Source organism: Pseudomonas sp. EL_65y_Pfl1_R83 (assembly GCF_963970695.1).
Lineage (GTDB): Bacteria > Pseudomonadota > Gammaproteobacteria > Pseudomonadales > Pseudomonadaceae > Aquipseudomonas > Aquipseudomonas tritici.
Map to the genome: position 1 here is coordinate 95,886 of NZ_CAXAQI010000015.1, position 15,641 is coordinate 111,526.

At 60.7% G+C, this 15,641-nt stretch carries 17 protein-coding genes and 2 pseudogenes; 9 read left to right on the plus strand and 10 right to left on the minus strand.

Features of this window, described 5'->3' with window-relative positions; translation table 11 throughout:
- Positions 1 to 99: 99 nt before the first annotated feature.
- Entirely contained in the window at positions 100 to 1,005 is a 906-nt protein-coding gene (locus tag AACY08_RS20605; RefSeq protein ID WP_339471201.1) for a LysR family transcriptional regulator, read from the minus strand.
- A gap of 104 nt (positions 1,006 to 1,109) precedes the next feature.
- Here AACY08_RS20605 and AACY08_RS20610 point away from each other — a divergent pair, with 104 nt between their 5' ends.
- From AACY08_RS20610 to AACY08_RS20625, 4 genes are all read left to right on the plus strand, one after another.
- Positions 1,110 to 1,976, plus strand: coding sequence for an MBL fold metallo-hydrolase (locus tag AACY08_RS20610; protein WP_339471202.1), 867 nt, complete (start codon positions 1,110 to 1,112; stop codon positions 1,974 to 1,976).
- A 34-nt stretch (positions 1,977 to 2,010) separates the two neighbouring features.
- Positions 2,011 to 2,625: an NAD(P)-dependent oxidoreductase gene (locus AACY08_RS20615; RefSeq protein ID WP_339471203.1), complete on the plus strand. Its 615-nt coding sequence runs from the start codon at positions 2,011 to 2,013 to the stop codon at positions 2,623 to 2,625.
- 163 nt (positions 2,626 to 2,788) lie between these two features.
- Complete coding sequence (locus AACY08_RS20620) at positions 2,789 to 3,976, plus strand: cyanate transporter (protein WP_339471204.1); 1,188 nt, start codon at positions 2,789 to 2,791, stop codon at positions 3,974 to 3,976.
- Between the two features lie 137 nt (positions 3,977 to 4,113).
- Positions 4,114 to 5,049, plus strand: coding sequence for a LysR family transcriptional regulator (locus tag AACY08_RS20625; protein WP_339471205.1), 936 nt, complete (start codon positions 4,114 to 4,116; stop codon positions 5,047 to 5,049).
- A gap of 32 nt (positions 5,050 to 5,081) precedes the next feature.
- On the opposite strand, the gene AACY08_RS20630 is transcribed toward AACY08_RS20625, so the two are convergent.
- Entirely contained in the window at positions 5,082 to 5,444 is a 363-nt protein-coding gene (locus tag AACY08_RS20630; RefSeq protein WP_339414918.1) for a 5-carboxymethyl-2-hydroxymuconate Delta-isomerase, read from the minus strand.
- 49 nt (positions 5,445 to 5,493) lie between these two features.
- Positions 5,494 to 6,417: a LysR substrate-binding domain-containing protein gene (locus AACY08_RS20635; RefSeq protein WP_065874789.1), complete on the minus strand. Its 924-nt coding sequence runs from the start codon at positions 6,415 to 6,417 to the stop codon at positions 5,494 to 5,496.
- 129 nt (positions 6,418 to 6,546) lie between these two features.
- Here AACY08_RS20635 and AACY08_RS20640 point away from each other — a divergent pair, with 129 nt between their 5' ends.
- A complete protein-coding gene (locus AACY08_RS20640) occupies positions 6,547 to 6,726 on the plus strand; it encodes a hypothetical protein (RefSeq protein ID WP_339456435.1) in 180 nt (59 codons plus the stop codon).
- Here the strand turns inward: AACY08_RS20640 and AACY08_RS20645 are convergent.
- The 6 genes from AACY08_RS20645 to AACY08_RS20670 all read right to left on the minus strand — a co-directional run bounded on the left by AACY08_RS20645 (position 6,704) and on the right by AACY08_RS20670 (position 12,926).
- Positions 6,704 to 8,023: an MFS transporter gene (locus tag AACY08_RS20645; RefSeq protein WP_339471206.1), complete on the minus strand. Its 1,320-nt coding sequence runs from the start codon at positions 8,021 to 8,023 to the stop codon at positions 6,704 to 6,706. The genes AACY08_RS20640 and AACY08_RS20645 overlap by 23 nt on opposite strands.
- A gap of 55 nt (positions 8,024 to 8,078) precedes the next feature.
- Entirely contained in the window at positions 8,079 to 9,401 is a 1,323-nt protein-coding gene (locus AACY08_RS20650; protein ID WP_339471207.1) for an MFS transporter, read from the minus strand.
- Between the two features lie 73 nt (positions 9,402 to 9,474).
- Entirely contained in the window at positions 9,475 to 10,353 is an 879-nt protein-coding gene (locus AACY08_RS20655) for an SMP-30/gluconolactonase/LRE family protein (RefSeq protein WP_339471209.1), read from the minus strand.
- Between the two features lie 65 nt (positions 10,354 to 10,418).
- Positions 10,419 to 11,351 carry a 3-keto-5-aminohexanoate cleavage protein gene (locus AACY08_RS20660; RefSeq protein ID WP_339471211.1) on the minus strand — a complete coding sequence of 311 codons (933 nt, stop codon included), beginning with the start codon at positions 11,349 to 11,351 and terminating at the stop codon, positions 10,419 to 10,421.
- 67 nt (positions 11,352 to 11,418) lie between these two features.
- Complete coding sequence (locus AACY08_RS20665) at positions 11,419 to 12,207, minus strand: SDR family oxidoreductase (RefSeq protein WP_339471213.1); 789 nt, start codon at positions 12,205 to 12,207, stop codon at positions 11,419 to 11,421.
- The gene (locus tag AACY08_RS20670) at positions 12,204 to 12,926 is read right to left on the minus strand and encodes a GntR family transcriptional regulator (RefSeq protein ID WP_339414925.1); all 723 of its coding nucleotides are present in this window, start codon (positions 12,924 to 12,926) and stop codon (positions 12,204 to 12,206) included. Before AACY08_RS20670 ends, AACY08_RS20665 begins: the two co-directional genes overlap by 4 nt.
- Before the next feature lie 236 nt (positions 12,927 to 13,162).
- Between AACY08_RS20670 and AACY08_RS20675 the strand changes: the two genes are divergently transcribed.
- Together AACY08_RS20675 and AACY08_RS20680 are read left to right on the plus strand one after the other, a co-directional pair.
- Entirely contained in the window at positions 13,163 to 14,470 is a 1,308-nt protein-coding gene (locus AACY08_RS20675; protein ID WP_339471215.1) for an MFS transporter, read from the plus strand.
- Positions 14,471 to 14,526: 56 nt separating this feature from the next.
- A pseudogene (locus AACY08_RS20680) lies at positions 14,527 to 14,613 on the plus strand (ABC transporter substrate-binding protein); the annotation flags it as partial.
- On the opposite strand, the pseudogene AACY08_RS20685 reads toward AACY08_RS20680, so the two are convergent.
- A pseudogene (locus AACY08_RS20685) lies at positions 14,605 to 14,715 on the minus strand (LysR family transcriptional regulator); the annotation flags it as partial. The pseudogenes AACY08_RS20680 and AACY08_RS20685 sit on opposite strands and share 9 nt — an antisense overlap.
- A 190-nt stretch (positions 14,716 to 14,905) precedes the next feature.
- Here AACY08_RS20685 and AACY08_RS20690 point away from each other — a divergent pair.
- Both AACY08_RS20690 and AACY08_RS20695 read left to right on the plus strand, forming a co-directional pair.
- Entirely contained in the window at positions 14,906 to 15,310 is a 405-nt protein-coding gene (locus tag AACY08_RS20690; RefSeq protein WP_445262035.1) for a ribbon-helix-helix domain-containing protein, read from the plus strand.
- Positions 15,307 to 15,624 (plus strand): type II toxin-antitoxin system RelE/ParE family toxin, encoded by a 318-nt coding sequence (locus AACY08_RS20695; RefSeq protein ID WP_339471217.1) that lies wholly within the window; start codon positions 15,307 to 15,309, stop codon positions 15,622 to 15,624. Before AACY08_RS20690 ends, AACY08_RS20695 begins: the two co-directional genes overlap by 4 nt.
- The last annotated feature ends 17 nt before the right edge of the window (positions 15,625 to 15,641 follow it).

Genomic DNA, 15,641 nt, shown 5'->3' on the forward strand with positions numbered 1-15,641 from the left:
GCACAGACCTCTGAGCGGATCTACAGGGTGCTATCCAAAGCATAGGTCAACGCGCGCGAGTTGCCATTATCAGGCGACATTCAACACGGTTATGTCGACCTAGAGACCCACATCCCATGCGGGCTCTTCCGGGAACCGCACCACCAGGAAATCCAACAGGCTGCGCAGCGCCGATGGCATGTGCTTGCGCGAGGCGTATACCGCGTAAATGTTCATCCGGCGCGGCTCTGCATCGGGCAGCAGGCGTACCAGTTCACCGCGGCGGATGTAGTCGCCGGCCTGGTAACTGGGCAGCATCGACACCCCTGCCCCGGCCAGCGTCACGCGCAACAAGGTGCTGGCCTCGTTGGAAGTGATATTGCCGTTGATGGGCACCGAAACGTGCTCGCCACGCTCTTCGAAATGCCACAGGCTTTTACCGAAATAAGAGTGGGTGAGGCAGTTGTGCCCGGCCAGGTCTTCGACTTTCTGCGGGGCCGGATGCTCCAGCAGATAAGCCGGCGTGGCGCAGACCACTGAGCGACACACCGTCAGCCGGCGGGCGATAAGGTTGGGGTCCAGGTCATTGCTGGTGCGGATGGCCAAGTCGATACGCTCATCCACCAGGTTCACCGTGCGGTCGAGCATCTGCAGGTCAACCGTCACCCGCGGGTAGCGCTTGACGTACTCGGCGATGGCCTGCGCCAATTGCGCCTGGCCGAAAGACGTACTGACACTCAGGCGCAGCAGGCCGCGGGGCGCGTCGTCGGGCTCGCTGACAGCGGCCTGCATATCGCCGCTCAGTTCCAGCATTTGCCGACAACGTGGCAGGGTTTCACTGCCGGCCGCCGTGAGGCTGAGCTTGCGCGTGGTGCGGTGCAGCAAACGTGCGCCGACCCAGTCTTCCAGCTCGGCCAGGTAGCGCGACACCACCGGCCGCGACAGGTCCAAATGGTCGGCGGCGGCGGACTGGCTACCCAGGTCCACCACCGTGACAAACACGCGCATTGCTTGAAGACGATCCATGATTTGCCCGATTTTAGAAACAAACTATGTCCCAGCATCGCATTTTTAGTCTGGTTTTGTGCAACTAAGCTTTGTGCATCCCTTACCCATGCTGGAGCTGTCCGATGTTCTCAACCTTCAAGCGCCTGACCCTGGCCACCGCTGCCTTGGCCTTCGCCGCCCATGCGGCTGCGGCCGACCTGACGCTGGACGTGTACAACCCAGGCGAAGCCGCGATCTTCCCGGTCAGCTCGGTGCTGGTCAGCGGTGCCAAGGACGCCATCCTGGTGGACGCGCAATTCGGCAAGGGCCAGGCCGAGCAGTTGGTGCAAAAGATCCGCGCCAGCGGCAAACACCTCACCACCATCTACATCAGCCATGGCGATCCGGACTACTACTTCGGCCTCGACACCCTCACCGCCGCGTTCCCCGACGCCAAGGTGCTTGCACCGCAACCGGTGGTCGACCACATCAAGGCGACCGTTGCCGGAAAACTTGAGTTCTGGGGCCCGAAAATGGGCGCCGACAAGCCGGCCAAAACCATCGTCCCGCAGGTGCTTGAAGGCCACAGCTTGACCCTCGAAGGCCAACAACTGGATGTCATCGGTCTGGATGGCCCGCAGCCGGATCGCAGCTTTGTATGGATCCCGTCGATCAAAGCCGTGGTCGGTGGTGTGCTCGTCGCTGAAAACATCCACCTGTGGATGGCCGACACCCAGAGCGCGCAATCCCACAAAGATTGGCTCGCCACCCTGCAACGCATCGAACAGCTCAAACCTCGCACCGTGGTTCCAGGCCATTACCTGGGCACACCGTCGTTGAAATCGGTGGCCTTTACCGCCGACTACATCAAGGCCTTTGACGTCGAGACCGCCAAAGCCAAGGATTCCGCTGCCCTGATCGCGGCCATGAAAAAGCGTTACCCCACCCTCGCTGACGAGAGCTCGCTGGAGCTGAGCGCCAAAGTCGCCAAGGGCGAAATGAAGTGGTGAAGCGTTTCAAACCTTAACCGTCCTGGAGAACGTCATGAGCAAGATTGCAATCATTGGGGCCACTGGCCGTGCCGGTAGCCAACTGCTGGAAGAAGCGCTGCGCCGTGGGCATAGCGTTGTAGCCATCGCACGTAATACCGACAAGCTGGCCGTTCGCCCTGGCGTCACCGTCAAACAGGTTGACGCACTGGACGCAGATGCCCTGCAACACGCCGTCAGCGGCAGCGATGTGGTGATCAGCGCCGCACACTTCGCCACCCTGCCCGCCAGCGCCGTGATCGGGCCGGTGAAAAAAGCCGGGGTGAAACGCCTGCTGGTGGTGGGCGGTGCCGGTTCGCTGTTGCTGCCGGGTGGCGGTCGGGTGATCGACAGCGAAGGCTTCCCGGCAGAGTACAAAGCCGAGGCCAGTGCGGGGGCTGCGTTTCTCGATGCGCTGCGTCAGGAGAAGGAGCTGGATTGGACCTTCCTGTCGCCCTCGGCGGAGTTTGTTGAGACCGAACGCACCGGTAAATTCCGTGTAGGCAAGGACGATTTGTTGGTGAGCCGTGAAGGGCGTAGTTGGATCAGTTTTGCTGATTACGCGATTGCCCTTATCGACGAAGTGGAATCACCAAAGCACTCCCGCCAGCGTTTCACCGTGGGCTACTGACCCAACGCGGTTAAAAACTGTGGGCGCTGGCTTGCCTGCTCCCACATGTTGATCAACGGAGAATCAGTCACCTGCAATTTTTCAATAGGCACTGCGACTTTCTCATTTGCCCCACGCCTCCCCTCCATGGCCTGATTCGCCCTTGCTCACTCAAGGCCCGCTCATGGAAACCGTTCACACCAAACCCACCACCGCCCTCTGGCTGATGATCAGTGTCGTGCTGGTCGCCCTCAACCTGCGCCCATCAATGGCCGCCGTGGGCCCACTGTTGTCATCGATTCGCGGCGACATGCCGTTGAGCTTCAGCAGCGCGGCGTTGTTGACCATGTTGCCGGTGACGGCCATGGGCTTGGCGATGTTCTTTGGCATGGGCCTGGCAAAGCGTTTTGGCGAACACCGCAGCATTGTGCTGTCGCTGCTGGTGATTGGCATCGCTACGCTGTCGCGGTTGTTCCTCGATTCGGCGCTGGAGCTGATCGTCAGCGCCATCGCGGCCGGGGTGGGCATTGCGATGATCCAGGCATTGATGCCGGCGCTGATCAAGTCGCGATTCAGCGATAACGTCTCGCTGTTCATGGGCCTGTACGTCACCGCGATCATGGGGGGCGCTGCGCTGGCGGCGTCGTTCGCGCCCTTCGTGCAAGTGCAGACCGGCAGTTGGCGCATTGGCCTGGCAATCTGGGCAGTGCTCGCGGTACTGGCGCTGGCGTTCTGGCTTGCGCAGCGCTCGGTGCTGCCGCCGTTGCCGCAAGCCAATGCCGGCCCACAGGCATCGTTTTTCGGTAACGGCCGGGCCTGGTTGCTGGCCGTCTTTTTCGGCCTTGGTACTGCGTCCTACACCTGCGTACTCGCCTGGCTGGCGCCGTACTACGTGGAGCAAGGCTGGAGCGAACAGAACGCCGGTTTGCTGCTGGGCTTTTTGACGGCAATGGAAGTGGTGTCCGGCTTGATCACCCCCGCCATCGCCAACCGTCACCGGGATAAACGCGGTGTGGTTGCGGTGCTGCTGGTGCTGATCATCGTCGGTTTCTGCGGTTTGATTCTCAGCCCGCAATACCTGAGCCTGCTGTGGCCCTGCCTGCTCGGCCTGGGCATTGGCGGGCTGTTCCCGATGAGCTTGATCCTGTCCCTCGACCACTTGGACAACCCGCGCCGCGCCGGCGGCCTCACCGCGTTTGTGCAAGGTATCGGCTACTTGATAGCCGGGCTGTCGCCGCTGATCGCGGGGATGATCCGCGATCAACTGGGCAGCTTCGAATGGGCCTGGTGGTCGCTGACGGCGGTGATCGTAGTGATGCTGCTGATCGTCACGCGCTTTAACCCAAAACACTACGCACACCATATCCACTGAAGTCGTGTTGCAAACAGTATTTGTCTCACGCCAAACATAGAAACGCCCTACAGAGCTTTCTAATGGCACGCTCGTTCCGTTAAGCTTTTGCGCTGTCTTGTACTGAGTTCGGTACAACGGGTTTACGGACGAAACCGATGTTAAACAGTAACTTGCTCAGAAAGCTCGACATGCAGGACTTGATGGTATTTATCGCCGTCTATGACCAGAGCAGCGTTACCGAGGTGTCCGAAACGCTGTTTGTCAGCCAGTCCACCGTGAGCTACAGCCTGAAGAAGCTGCGCACCAGTTTCGAAGACGAGTTGTTTATCAACACACGAGCGGGCATGCGCCCGACGTACAAGGCCACCACCATGTACGGCCATGTGCAGAAAATTCTCGAGAGCATCAACCTGTGCCACGCCGGTGGCCAGGCCTTCGACCCGACGCAAAAGGCCGTGACGTTCAACGTGTGCGCGCCGGAATATTTCGAACAGTTGATCCTGCCGCGCCTGTTGAAGCACTTCGACCGCGCCGACCTGCCGGTGATCGTCAATGTACAGAAGCTGGAAACCGACATCCCCGCCGACGACCTGCGCGATGGCCGTCTCGATCTGGTGATCTGTTTCGGCCCCAACTTCCACCGCGCCCATAAAGACTTCCGCACACAGATGCTGCTCGAAGACGACCTGGTGTGCGTGTTCGATAAACGCTCAGCGCCGCGCGAACCGGCCTTCAGCCTGCAAACCTTTGTCGAGCGACGGCATGTGTTCCCCACGCCGTGGACCTCCGACACCAACATGATCGACGGCTGGCTGGCGCGCCAGGCCCACAAGCGCCAAGTGATCGCCCGCGCCAACAGCTACAGTGCGGCGCTGAAGATGATCACCGGCACCGACTTTATCGTCACCCTGCCGCGCCGCGTGCAAAAGCTGTTGGCGCCTGCGGCGGTGTTCGGCCATTGCGAGGCGCCCAACGGTTTGCCGGGGTTCACGCTGGAAATGCAGTGGAATGAAACCAGTGAACAGGACAGTGCCAATACCTGGTTTCGTGAGCAGGTTGTAAAAGTCTGCGCGGACCAGGGCTTGCTGTGAAAGGACCCTACGCCGGTGGCATCGTTGCGGTGTCAGCCGATGACGGCTTTGCTGTAGGCATCGCGGTCCATGTCCACCAACAGGACACTCAGTTGAACCTGTATATCCGCCGGCCAGTCGCTCGCGTCCTGCAACGCCGCCAGCAAGCTTTCCGACAACTGCTTCTTGACCTGTGGTGACCGCCCGCTGAGCAGCGAAAGCTTCAACGCGACAAACCCACGCGGATCGAGGGAAGTGCCTACCTGGAAACTCTCGACCTTGACCGCACGGCTTTTGATATCGAACTCGGAACCGAACTGGCCGGAGACCATCAGCACGTTGTTGAGCCGCAACAGGACTTTCTCGACGGCAAGGCCTGTCAGGTTGGCGGTGTATTCCAGGTGCAGGTGTGGCATGAAGGGCTCCAAATTTATTGTAGGAAGTTTCGCAGGTATACCATGCGAGTCAGGCCTGGGTCGCCAACCCTCGATCACTCATGAAGGCCTCCAACCGCGACCGCACCCAACGCTCAGCCGGGTCAGTGTCCACATGACTGAGCCAGACCATGGACAAATCCAGGGTCGGCGTCTCGAACGGGAACGGCTCACAGAACAGGTGGCCCGACACCGCCATGGCCTCGGCGGTGTAGTCCGGCAGGCTGGCGATCAGGTCAGTGCCGGCGAGCAACGCCGGCAGCGCGCTGTATTGCGGCACCGACAACACCACGTGGCGTTTGCGGCCGATTTCCGCCAGCCACTCATCGGCAAACCCCGACACGTTTGCGGTGTGGGACACCAGCACATGGGGGCGTGAGCAATATTCATCGAGGGTCAGCGGTGTGTCGGAAGCATCGGCGCGCAGCAAGCGCGGACGGATATGGCGCAGCAGCTTGCGCTTGGCATTCGCCGGCAGGCCACGGGTCTGGGTGATGCCGACGGTGATATCGCCGGAGGCCAGCAGGTCGGGAATGCGCCAGTAGTCCACATGCTGCACCACAAACACCACTTGCGGCGCTTCCTGGCGCAACGCGCGTAGCAACGGTGGCAGCAGGCCGAACTCGACATCGTCGGATAGGCCGATGCGAAAGGTCATGGTGCTGATGGACGGGTCGAAATCGTGGGTCAAGCTCAGGGCCGATGACAATGAATCCAGGGCCGGCGACAGGTGCTGGATGATTTCCTCGGCGCGCGCGGTGGGCTCCATGCGATGGCCGACACGAATGAACAAGGGGTCGTTGAACAAGGTGCGCAAGCGATTGAGGGCCGAACTGATGGTCGGTTGGCCGAGAAACAGCTTCTCCGCCACCCGCGTGACATTGCGCTCGAGCATCAGCGCTTCGAACACCACCATCAGGTTGATGTCGGCCTTGCGTAATTCATTGCGATTCATCGGCGCCTGCCCCTTTCCCCAAGACAAGCCGCAGTTTAGAAAGCGCGGGGGCCTGCGTCTATGTGCACACTGTTCATCCAGCCGCTTTGCAGCTATAAAACAGCACGCCAAGGTCGCAGGAACACGCCCGTGCTGGTCACTCTCGCCTCGGCCATTGTATTGGCCGGTTTTTGTATCTGGGTCATCCAGCTGATTGCCAACCCTACCGCCCGCACACTGCTGCGGGTGTTTGTCGGCCTGTGCCTGGCGGCGATGGTGGCGTATGGGGTGCTGGCGTCGGGCTTTCCTATTTCGTTGCTGGTTTCATAATTGCCTGTGGCGCGGGCGCGTGCTCCTGGCCCTGACGTAAACGCAAGGCTGCCAATGCCGCGATCACCAACACCACCGCAATCACTTTCAAGCCGTTCATCGCGTTGCCGGTGCTCATCTCGATCGCCCCCATCACCGACGGCCCGACAAACCCGCCCAACAGCCCGCAGGCGTTGACGAAACCCAGCCCGCCCGCCAGCGCAACGCCTTTGAGGCGCGAGGCCGGGTACAAAAAGATGATCGACTGCACCACAAAGAACATCACCGCCGAGAGGCAAAAGCCCAGCAAACTGAACACTGGCCCCGACATCGAGGCAATGCCCAGGCCCAACGCCATGGTCAGCAGCCCTGTGACCAACAAGCGACGGCAACGCCCGGGCGTGGTGGCAAAACGCGGAATCAATACCGCGCCGAGTGCCGCCGCGATCCAGGGCAATGAGGTCAGCAAGCCGACGCTCATGGTGCTCAGTTCGCCGTACTTGCTGATGATGCTTGGCAGGAAAAAAATCACCGTGTAGATGGTGATCTGATGGCAAAAGTACACAAAGATCGCCAGCAGAATTTGCGGGGTCAGCCAGTTTTTCAACGAGTGCCCGCCCTCGCCCGCGCCCTCTTCGGTTTCCAGGGCGATGCGCTGTTCGATCCCACGCGCTTCCTCGGCCGACAGCCACGGCGCCTTGCTTGGACGGTCCGGCAGTTTGCGCCAGACCACCCAGGCAAAAGCCACCGCCGGCAAACCTTCCAGCAGGAACATCCACTGCCAGCCGTGCCAGCCGAGCAGACCGTCCATGCGCATCAACGCCGCGCCTACCGGGCCGCCGATGATGTTGGCGAAGCACACGCCGAGCAGGAAGTAACCGGTGGCACGCGCCCGTTGTTCACGATTGAACCAGTAGGTGAGGTAGAGCATGACACCGGGAAACAGACCGGCTTCGGCAATGCCCAGCAACAGGCGCAGCACGTAAAACGAGGTCTCGCCCTGCACAAAGGCCATCGCCGCCGAGATCAGGCCCCAGGTCACCATGATCCGGGCGATCCAAAACCGCGCGCCGACCTTGTGCATGATCAGGTTGCTGGGGATTTCCGACAGCGCATAGGTCAGGAAAAACAGCCCCGCGCCCAATCCGTATGCAGCGGCGCAAATGCCCAGGTCGACATCCAGGTGATGCTTGGCCAGGGCGATGTTGGTGCGGTCCAGAAAGCTCAAAATATAGGCGATGATCAGCAAGGGCATCAGCTTGACGAACATCAGTTTGTTTAACGCCTGCGGCTCGCGGGCGGGGGTGGCGATAGTCATCGGCAATTCCTCTTGGCGCCCCGCCAGCCGGGCTGGGGGGCGCATCAGTGTTGTTCTAGGAGTCGAGTTGCACAGCCAACGCCGGCGGGCGATGTGAAAACAGCTGCAGCAGCGCGCCGCCGAGGGCGCAGCCGGCCATCACGAAAAAGCACACGGTGTAGCCATGCAGCGTGGTCCAGCCGCCGCCCATGGCAATCAGGCTGCCCATCAGCAACGGCGCCAGGCCGCCACCGATAAACATCGCAGTGGTGATGATGCCATTGGCGGTGGAGGTCGCCGACGGCTCGGCAGAGTCGCAGGCCACGGCGTAGTAGATCGGCCACACCGCATTCGCCACCAGGCCGAACAGCAGTTGCACCACGATGATCAAGGTCAGCGTATTGGCGAAGTAGAACGCGCCGACACTCGCCGCCATCCACAGCCCGCAGATGATCAGGGTGGTGCGCCGGCCAATGATGTCCGACAGGGACGGCCACACCAGTTGCCCGAGAATGCCGGTGAGGGTGAACACCACGCTCATCCCCGCCGACTCCGCCAGCGACAGCCCGGCGATGTTGTAAAGGTAGGCCGGCAGTACAATGTTCACGCCCATGTACACCACTTGCGTGAGCATCGTATTACCGGCGGTAAGGGCGATATTGCGGTTGCGCAAGGTGGCGATAAACGTACGCCAGGCCTCGCCTTTGACTTGGCTGGCCGGTGCGCTGTCGGGCGGGGTCATGCCTTTGGCGGCGATGTCGACGTACAGCGCCGTGATGCGCTCGGCCGTCGAATAACGCGCCCAGAAAATCATCAGCGGCAGCGCCACCACGAAGGCGAAGAAGAACACGTAACGCCAGTTGTCCTCACCAAACACGGTGATGACAAAACTCGCGATAATGCCACTGAGCATGGCGCCAATCGGGTAGCCCGTATGGTGCGCGCCCAGGGCAAACCCGCGACGCTCCACCGGCCACCATTCGGCGGTGTTGCTCACCCCGACCGGCTCGCCCCAACCGGCACCGAGGTTGACGCCGACGCGCAGGGCAATAAAGGTCGCGAGGTTACCGCTCAAGGCTTTGAAGCCGGACAGAAACGAAATCGCGGTGTAGCCCAGCACCAACGGCACTTGGAAGCGCGCACGTTTCCAGCCGCCGCCATAACGGTCGCTCCACATGGAGCCGGGGATATCCAACAGCGCCAGCGCGAGCATGACCACCGTGGCCACGGTGCCCCATTGGTCGGCGGACAAATCGAAATGCTTGGAGATGGTCGGCCCCAGGCGCAACACGATCTCACGGTCGTAGGCGTTGAGGATCCAGATCATCCAACAGACCAGCAGCGACACCCAGGAATGCCGGTGAATGCTGCGCAGCGACGCTTTTTTTATAGTTGCCATGGGCCTCTCCAGGCGCGCGAAGGCGCGCACTGACACAAGGTTGCGAAGGAATATGCCTTATTGAAAAAACGCGCTAGCTGGCGAACCTTCGCTCAGCTATTCCTTGCACGCCCAACCCGGTAATGGCGAACAGCGCACCGCGCTGCTGGCCGTCTGCCGGGAAACGCGGCAGCGGCGGCTTGGCCATGGAGGTCACAAACAGGGTGTCGAGATTCGGCCCGCCGAAGGTCAGGCTGGTGACCTTTTTCACTGGCATCTGGATGATGCGGTCGACCTGGCCATCGGGGGTGTAGCGCACCAGTTTTCCGGCGTAGACCAGCGCTTGCCACAGACAGCCTTCGGCATCCACGGTGCAGCCATCGGCGGCGCCACCCGTGCGGGTGTCGACGTTGGCAAAGGTGCGGCGGTTGCTCACGTTGCCGGTGGCGAGGTCGTAGTCGTAAGCCCAGATATCGCCGGACCAGGTGTCGCAGAAGTAGAAGGTTTCACCCGACGGGCTCCAGCACGGGCCGTTGGACACGATGATGCCTTCGTCCAGGGTGTGCAGGCTCAGATCGGCATCGAGCCGGTAGAGCTTGGCACTGGCGCTGTCCTCCAGCGTGTCCATCGAACCGAAGATGAAGCGGCCCTGGCGGTCGACCTTACCGTCGTTGAGGCGGTTGTTTGGCAACTGCGGTTCCGGGTCGATGATCTGGTTGAGCTCGCCGCTGTTGAGGTCGAGGGTGTGCACGCCGTTTTGCAGGGCGACGATGGCACTCTCACCGTTGTGGCGCAGGGCCATGGAGCCGATTTTCTGGCCCACCTCCCAGGCACGCAATTCACGGCCGTCGTCGGTGCAGCGCAGGATGCGACCGTCGGCGCTGTCGATCCAATACAAACGTTGTTGCTCGACGTCCCACACCGGGCCTTCGCCCAGGGTGGTCTTGACGTCGACAAGCACTTCGATACGCATGGTGTGATCCCCTTATTGTTGTTGTGCGGGATACAGGCCGCGCTTTGCCGCGGCCCTGTGTGTGTTTAGAAGTTGACTTGGTCGCGCCCCTTGAGCCCAAGGATTTCCCGCGCTTCGTCCGGCGTGGCGACGCGATGCCCCAGGGCTTCGATCACCGTACGAATGCGCCGTACCTGGTCGGCATTCGACGCCGCCAGTTTTCCCGGACCGTCCCACAGTGAATCTTCCAGGCCAACCCGCGCATTGCTGCCCATGGACAAGCCCATGGTCGCCAACGGAATCTGCCCACGTCCGGCGCCGAGGATCGACCACACGTAGTCATCGCCAAACAGGCGGTCGGCGGTACGTCGCATGTGCGCCAGATCTTCCGGGTGCCCGCCGATGCCACCGCGCAGGCCGAACACCGACTGGATAAACAAGGGTGGCTTGAGCAAGCCGCGCTCCAGGAAATGGGCAGCGGTGTAGAGGTGACCGATGTCGTAGCACTCGATCTCAAATCGGGTGCGGTTCTCGGCGCAGGCGTTGAGGATGTGAGTGATGTCGCGGAAGGTATTGCGGAAGATCCGGTCGTCACTTTCTTCCAGGTATGGCCTTTCCCAATCGTGCTTGAAGTCAGTAAAGCGGTTGAGCATTTCGTACAGCCCGAAGTTCATCGAGCCCATGTTCAGCGAGGCCAATTCCGGCTTGAACTGCATCACCGGTTGCAGGCGTTCTTCCACGCCCATGGTCGGTGCGCCACCCGTGGTGATGTTGATCACTACGTCGCTGGCGGCTTTGATTTGCGGCAGGAATTCGGCGAACAGTGCGGGGTCCTGGCTCGGACGGCCGTCGTTCGGGTCACGGGCATGCAGGTGAACAATCGCAGCGCCGGCTTCAGCGGCAACGATGGCGGCATCGGCAATTTCCTGCGCAGTAATCGGCAAATGCGGTGACATCGACGGCGTATGAATCGCGCCGGTGACAGCGCAGGTAATGATGACAGGACGTTTTTTGGACATGACGATTCTCCGACTTTTATTCTTATGAAAAAAATCCTGGGTACAGCGCGAGGTGTTCTTCCGTGACTTACAGGTACTCGACGTTACCGTCGACGCTGATCGCCTGGCCGGTCACGTTGCGCGCGGCGGGTGAACAGAGAAACAACGCCATGGCGGCCACGTCTTCGGCGGTGACCATGCGCTTGAGGGAAATCTTGTTGAGGTATTCCTGACGCATCTCGGCTTCGGGCACACCGACCTGCTCGGCACGGGCGCGGATCACGCCGTCCATGCGCGGGCCTTCGACGATGCCAGGCAGCAAGGCGTTGACGCGGATGTCGCTCTCGCCCAACTCCGAGGCCAGGGATTTCATCAAACCGACAATCGCCCATTTGGTCGCCGCATACGGGGTACGCCACGCGTAGCCCAAACGCCCCGCCACCGAGGCGATATGCAGCAGATGGCCGTGGGGCGACGCCTTGAGCATCGGTACCGCGTGGTGGGCAAAGCGGTATTGCGCGGTGAGATTGATGTTGATAGTGGCTTGCCACTCGGCGTCGCTGATCGCATCGATCCCGCCAGTAGGCCCGGCGATTCCGGCGTTGTTGACCAGCACATCGAGGCCGCCGAAATGCTCGTGCTGCACCTTGAACACCGCCTCGATCTGCGCGGCATCGCTGACGTCGGCACGGGTGGCGACCGTGCCAGGGTATTTGTCGCGAAACGCTGCCAGGGCGGGCTCGCTCACATCACACACATGCACCTGGGCACCGGCTTCGAGATAGGCCGCCGCCAGCACTTCACCAATGCCGGCAGCCCCACCGGAAATCAACACACGTAACCCAGGATAGGGCTGCAGCCGTTGTAGGACACTCATGCACGTTTACCTCCTGAAACAGACGACCGCGAACGGTCGTTCTTGACGAGCAGGCGCGCCAGGGAATCGGCGGCCTGCATGATGTCATCGGTCACCGCCGCGCGGGCGCCGGCGCCATCACGGGCAGCCAGCGCTTCGACGATGCGCGTGTGCGCCTCCATCGAGCGTTGCAGGTGAGCTTTATCCGGGGCGACCAGCGCAAAGCACGGGCCCATGTGCAGCCAGAAGTTTTCCACGGCGGCCATGGTCAACTCGGCCTGGGCCACGGCATAGATACGCCGGTGAAACGCAAAGTTGGTCCACAGGTAGCGGGACACATCGACTTCGTCGGCGGCGTGCTGCATCTGTTGGCAGAGGTCGGTGATTTCGTCGAGGTCGGCTTTTTGCAGGAGCAGCACGGCCTTTTCGGCCAGTAAACCTTCAAGGGCGACCCGTGTATCACGAATTTCACGCAGACGTTCTACCGTCATCAGGCGTACGCGCAGACGGGAGGTTTCGGTGACTTCAAAGGCGTTTTCGGCGCTGAGGCGTTGCAGGGCTTCACGCACCGGCATCGGGCTGGAACCGAGGGCTTCGGCGAGGCCGCGGATGGTGAGTTTCTGGCCTGGCTGAAAACGGCCACTCATCAGCGCTTCGCGGATCTGGCGATAGACCTGGTCTTGCAAAGTATCGCGGGACACCTGGCGCAGGGTGGGCAGGAGGAGCGGACTGTCTGTCATGAGGCAAAACCTGTGTTGTCGTTCTTATGGGCCCAATATGTGATCACAAATCAAATATGTCAAATAGCTTCCCGACTTCATAGGTGCGCTACGACATTTGGACTGCGCTGCGGATTGATAGCTAACAAACATCAGTCCATCCAAATTTGTTACTTTTCATTTCTAAATGTGTCAGCCACTATCCTCGGTCATAGGCGAATCAAGCACTTTAAAAAGACCGCTGGAGACACAAAACCATGACTAGCCCTCACCGGCCCGAATCTGCCCAATCTAAAGTTGGCGCGGTTTTTCGCGTTACTTCGGGTAACTTCCTCGAACAGTTCGACTTCTTTCTGTTCGGTTTCTACGCCACTTACATTGCTGCCGCGTTCTTCCCTGCCGCTAATGAGTTTGCGTCATTAATGATGACCTTCGCCGTATTCGGCGCAGGCTTCCTGATGCGTCCGTTGGGCGCAATCATCCTGGGCGCCTACATCGATGACGTCGGGCGCCGCAAAGGGCTGATCGTGACCCTGTCGATCATGGCCAGCGGCACGCTGCTGATCGTGTTGGTGCCCGGTTATCACACCATTGGCCTGTGGGCACCTTTGTTGGTCTTGCTGGGCCGTTTGCTGCAAGGCTTCTCGGCCGGCGCGGAACTGGGCGGCGTGTCGGTGTACCTGTCCGAAATGGCAACGCCAGGACGCAAGGGTTTCTACACCAGCTGGCAGTCGGGCAGCCAACAGATCTCCATCGTGATCGCCGCCGCATTGGGTTATGGCTTGAACGTTTGGATGGAGCCCGCTGTGGTCGCCGATTGGGGCTGGCGCATTCCGTTCGCCATCGGCTGCGTGATCATCCCGTTCATCTTCATCCTGCGTCGCAACCTGCAGGAAACTGAAGAGTTCGCCAATCGCAAGCACCGTCCAACCCTGCGCGAAGTGCTGGCGACCCTGGTGAAGAACTGGACCGTGGTGATCGGTGGCATGCTGATGGTGGCCATGACCACGACGGCGTTCTACCTGATCACCGTGTACGCGCCGACGTTCGGCAAGACCGTGCTGCACCTGAGCACCTCCGACGCCCTGCTGGTGACCTTGTTGGTGGCGGTGTCGAACTTTATCTGGCTGCCGATCGGCGGCACCTTGAGCGACCGTTTCGGCCGCAAGCCGGTGCTGATCGCCATGACTGTATTGACCGTTCTGACGGCATATACAGCATTGTCCTACGTCGTGAACGCACCCAGCTTCGCGCACATGCTGGAAACCCTGCTGTGGTTCTCCTTCCTCTACGGCATGTACAACGGGGCCATGATCCCGGCCCTCACTGAAATCATGCCGGTGGAAGTGCGCGTGGCGGGTTTCTCCCTGGCCTATAGCCTGGCGACGGCGATTTTTGGTGGGTTCACCCCAGCGATCTCCACGTGGTTCATTCACATCACTGGCGATAAAGCGTCGCCCGCCTACTGGATGATGTTTGCTGCGGCGTGTGCGCTGTGCTCGACCCTGGCGCTGTATCGCCACGCCAACGCCCGTGGGCAGGTGATGCAAGAGGCTGCACAATGAAGCCACTGCTCAACACCTTGGCGGCGGTGGCTCTCAGCGCGATGGCGCTGACGGCCCAGGCCAAAGCGTTGCTTCAATATTTGTCATCGCCTCAGGCGCAACCCGTGGTGCAATCCACCGGACTGGACCCGGTGTCACGCTGACCGAAACGGCATCTCCCGCACCCACCGCTCCAACTCCAGCGCCGCTGGCGGCAAGGTCCGCCCGCGGCGTTTTATCAAGCCCACATTACGCAGCACCTGCGGCAATACCTGCCCGATCATCGTGGGCGCGTGGGCGCTACGTTGCAGGGGAACCGATGACTTTGCCGTTATCACCTTGCTACAAATATGAAGTCATACATATCAGTGGGTTATTGGGTTTCTGCGGCCACGCAATCGTTGAAATGGGTCAATACTTGAGACCTGACCTACACAACGGGAGACGCACACACTCATGGAAACCCATCACTTCTGGATAGACGACGAGTCGCCGGATATCGGCATCGATCAGTTGCTTCATGCATCACGTCAATGGTCCAGTAGGATTGAATCCTACCCAACCTCGGCGGACTTCCAAATGCGCTCGACCCAGCAAATGAGCATTACGTTGCCAATCGAAATGGCCGCCTTGGTCAAGGCCAAAGTCGCGGCGGGTGAATATGCCACCGAGAGCGAAGTGATTCGCGACGGCCTGCGGGCCATGCTGGCACGTGACCGTGCCATGGAAGACTGGCTGCGGGACGAGGTGATTCCTGCGGCTGCCGCCCTCAAGGCCGAGCCCGACCGAGCGTTGTCTGCTGAGCAGGTTCGCGAACATATGGCGACCAAGCGTCAGCGAAAAGACACGGGGAAAACGTGAGCTACACGGTCGTCTTTTCGCCTCAAGCCTTGGCGCAACTCGACGCCCTTGAAGACTGTGTCAGCGATGCCGCGTCCCCCTCTACTGCTGCGCGCTTTATCGACAATCTCATCGGCTACTGCGAAAGCCTTTCCCTGTTTCCCTTGCGTGGCACTTGCCGTGACGACCTGCTACCCGAGTTGCGCATCACTCACTGTCGACGCACCACCGTCATCGCGTTCATGGTAGGGCCCGATTCCGAAACGGTGTCGATACCGGGTGTGTTTTACGGTGGCAAAGACTACACGGCAATGTTGCAAAGCGATTGGGGTTAGCCCCGACAACAAGGGTG

Excerpts from the sequence above, each read along its gene's own strand:
- AACY08_RS20615 (WP_339471203.1), top strand. The coding sequence starts at position 2,011 with ATGAGCAAGATTGCAATCATTGGGGCCACTGGCCGTGCCGGTAGCCAA.
- AACY08_RS20660 (WP_339471211.1), bottom strand. The coding sequence starts at position 11,351 with ATGTCCAAAAAACGTCCTGTCATCATTACCTGCGCTGTCACCGGCGCG.
- AACY08_RS20625 (WP_339471205.1), top strand. The coding sequence starts at position 4,114 with ATGTTAAACAGTAACTTGCTCAGAAAGCTCGACATGCAGGACTTGATG.
- AACY08_RS20675 (WP_339471215.1), top strand. The coding sequence starts at position 13,163 with ATGACTAGCCCTCACCGGCCCGAATCTGCCCAATCTAAAGTTGGCGCG.
- AACY08_RS20670 (WP_339414925.1), bottom strand. The coding sequence starts at position 12,926 with ATGACAGACAGTCCGCTCCTCCTGCCCACCCTGCGCCAGGTGTCCCGC.
- AACY08_RS20635 (WP_065874789.1), bottom strand. The coding sequence starts at position 6,417 with ATGAATCGCAATGAATTACGCAAGGCCGACATCAACCTGATGGTGGTG.
- AACY08_RS20620 (WP_339471204.1), top strand. The coding sequence starts at position 2,789 with ATGGAAACCGTTCACACCAAACCCACCACCGCCCTCTGGCTGATGATC.
- AACY08_RS20650 (WP_339471207.1), bottom strand. The coding sequence starts at position 9,401 with ATGGCAACTATAAAAAAAGCGTCGCTGCGCAGCATTCACCGGCATTCC.
- AACY08_RS20690 (WP_445262035.1), top strand. The coding sequence starts at position 14,906 with ATGGAAACCCATCACTTCTGGATAGACGACGAGTCGCCGGATATCGGC.
- AACY08_RS20665 (WP_339471213.1), bottom strand. The coding sequence starts at position 12,207 with ATGAGTGTCCTACAACGGCTGCAGCCCTATCCTGGGTTACGTGTGTTG.
- AACY08_RS20610 (WP_339471202.1), top strand. The coding sequence starts at position 1,110 with ATGTTCTCAACCTTCAAGCGCCTGACCCTGGCCACCGCTGCCTTGGCC.
- AACY08_RS20630 (WP_339414918.1), bottom strand. The coding sequence starts at position 5,444 with ATGCCACACCTGCACCTGGAATACACCGCCAACCTGACAGGCCTTGCC.
- AACY08_RS20655 (WP_339471209.1), bottom strand. The coding sequence starts at position 10,353 with ATGCGTATCGAAGTGCTTGTCGACGTCAAGACCACCCTGGGCGAAGGC.
- AACY08_RS20645 (WP_339471206.1), bottom strand. The coding sequence starts at position 8,023 with ATGACTATCGCCACCCCCGCCCGCGAGCCGCAGGCGTTAAACAAACTG.
- AACY08_RS20605 (WP_339471201.1), bottom strand. The coding sequence starts at position 1,005 with ATGGATCGTCTTCAAGCAATGCGCGTGTTTGTCACGGTGGTGGACCTG.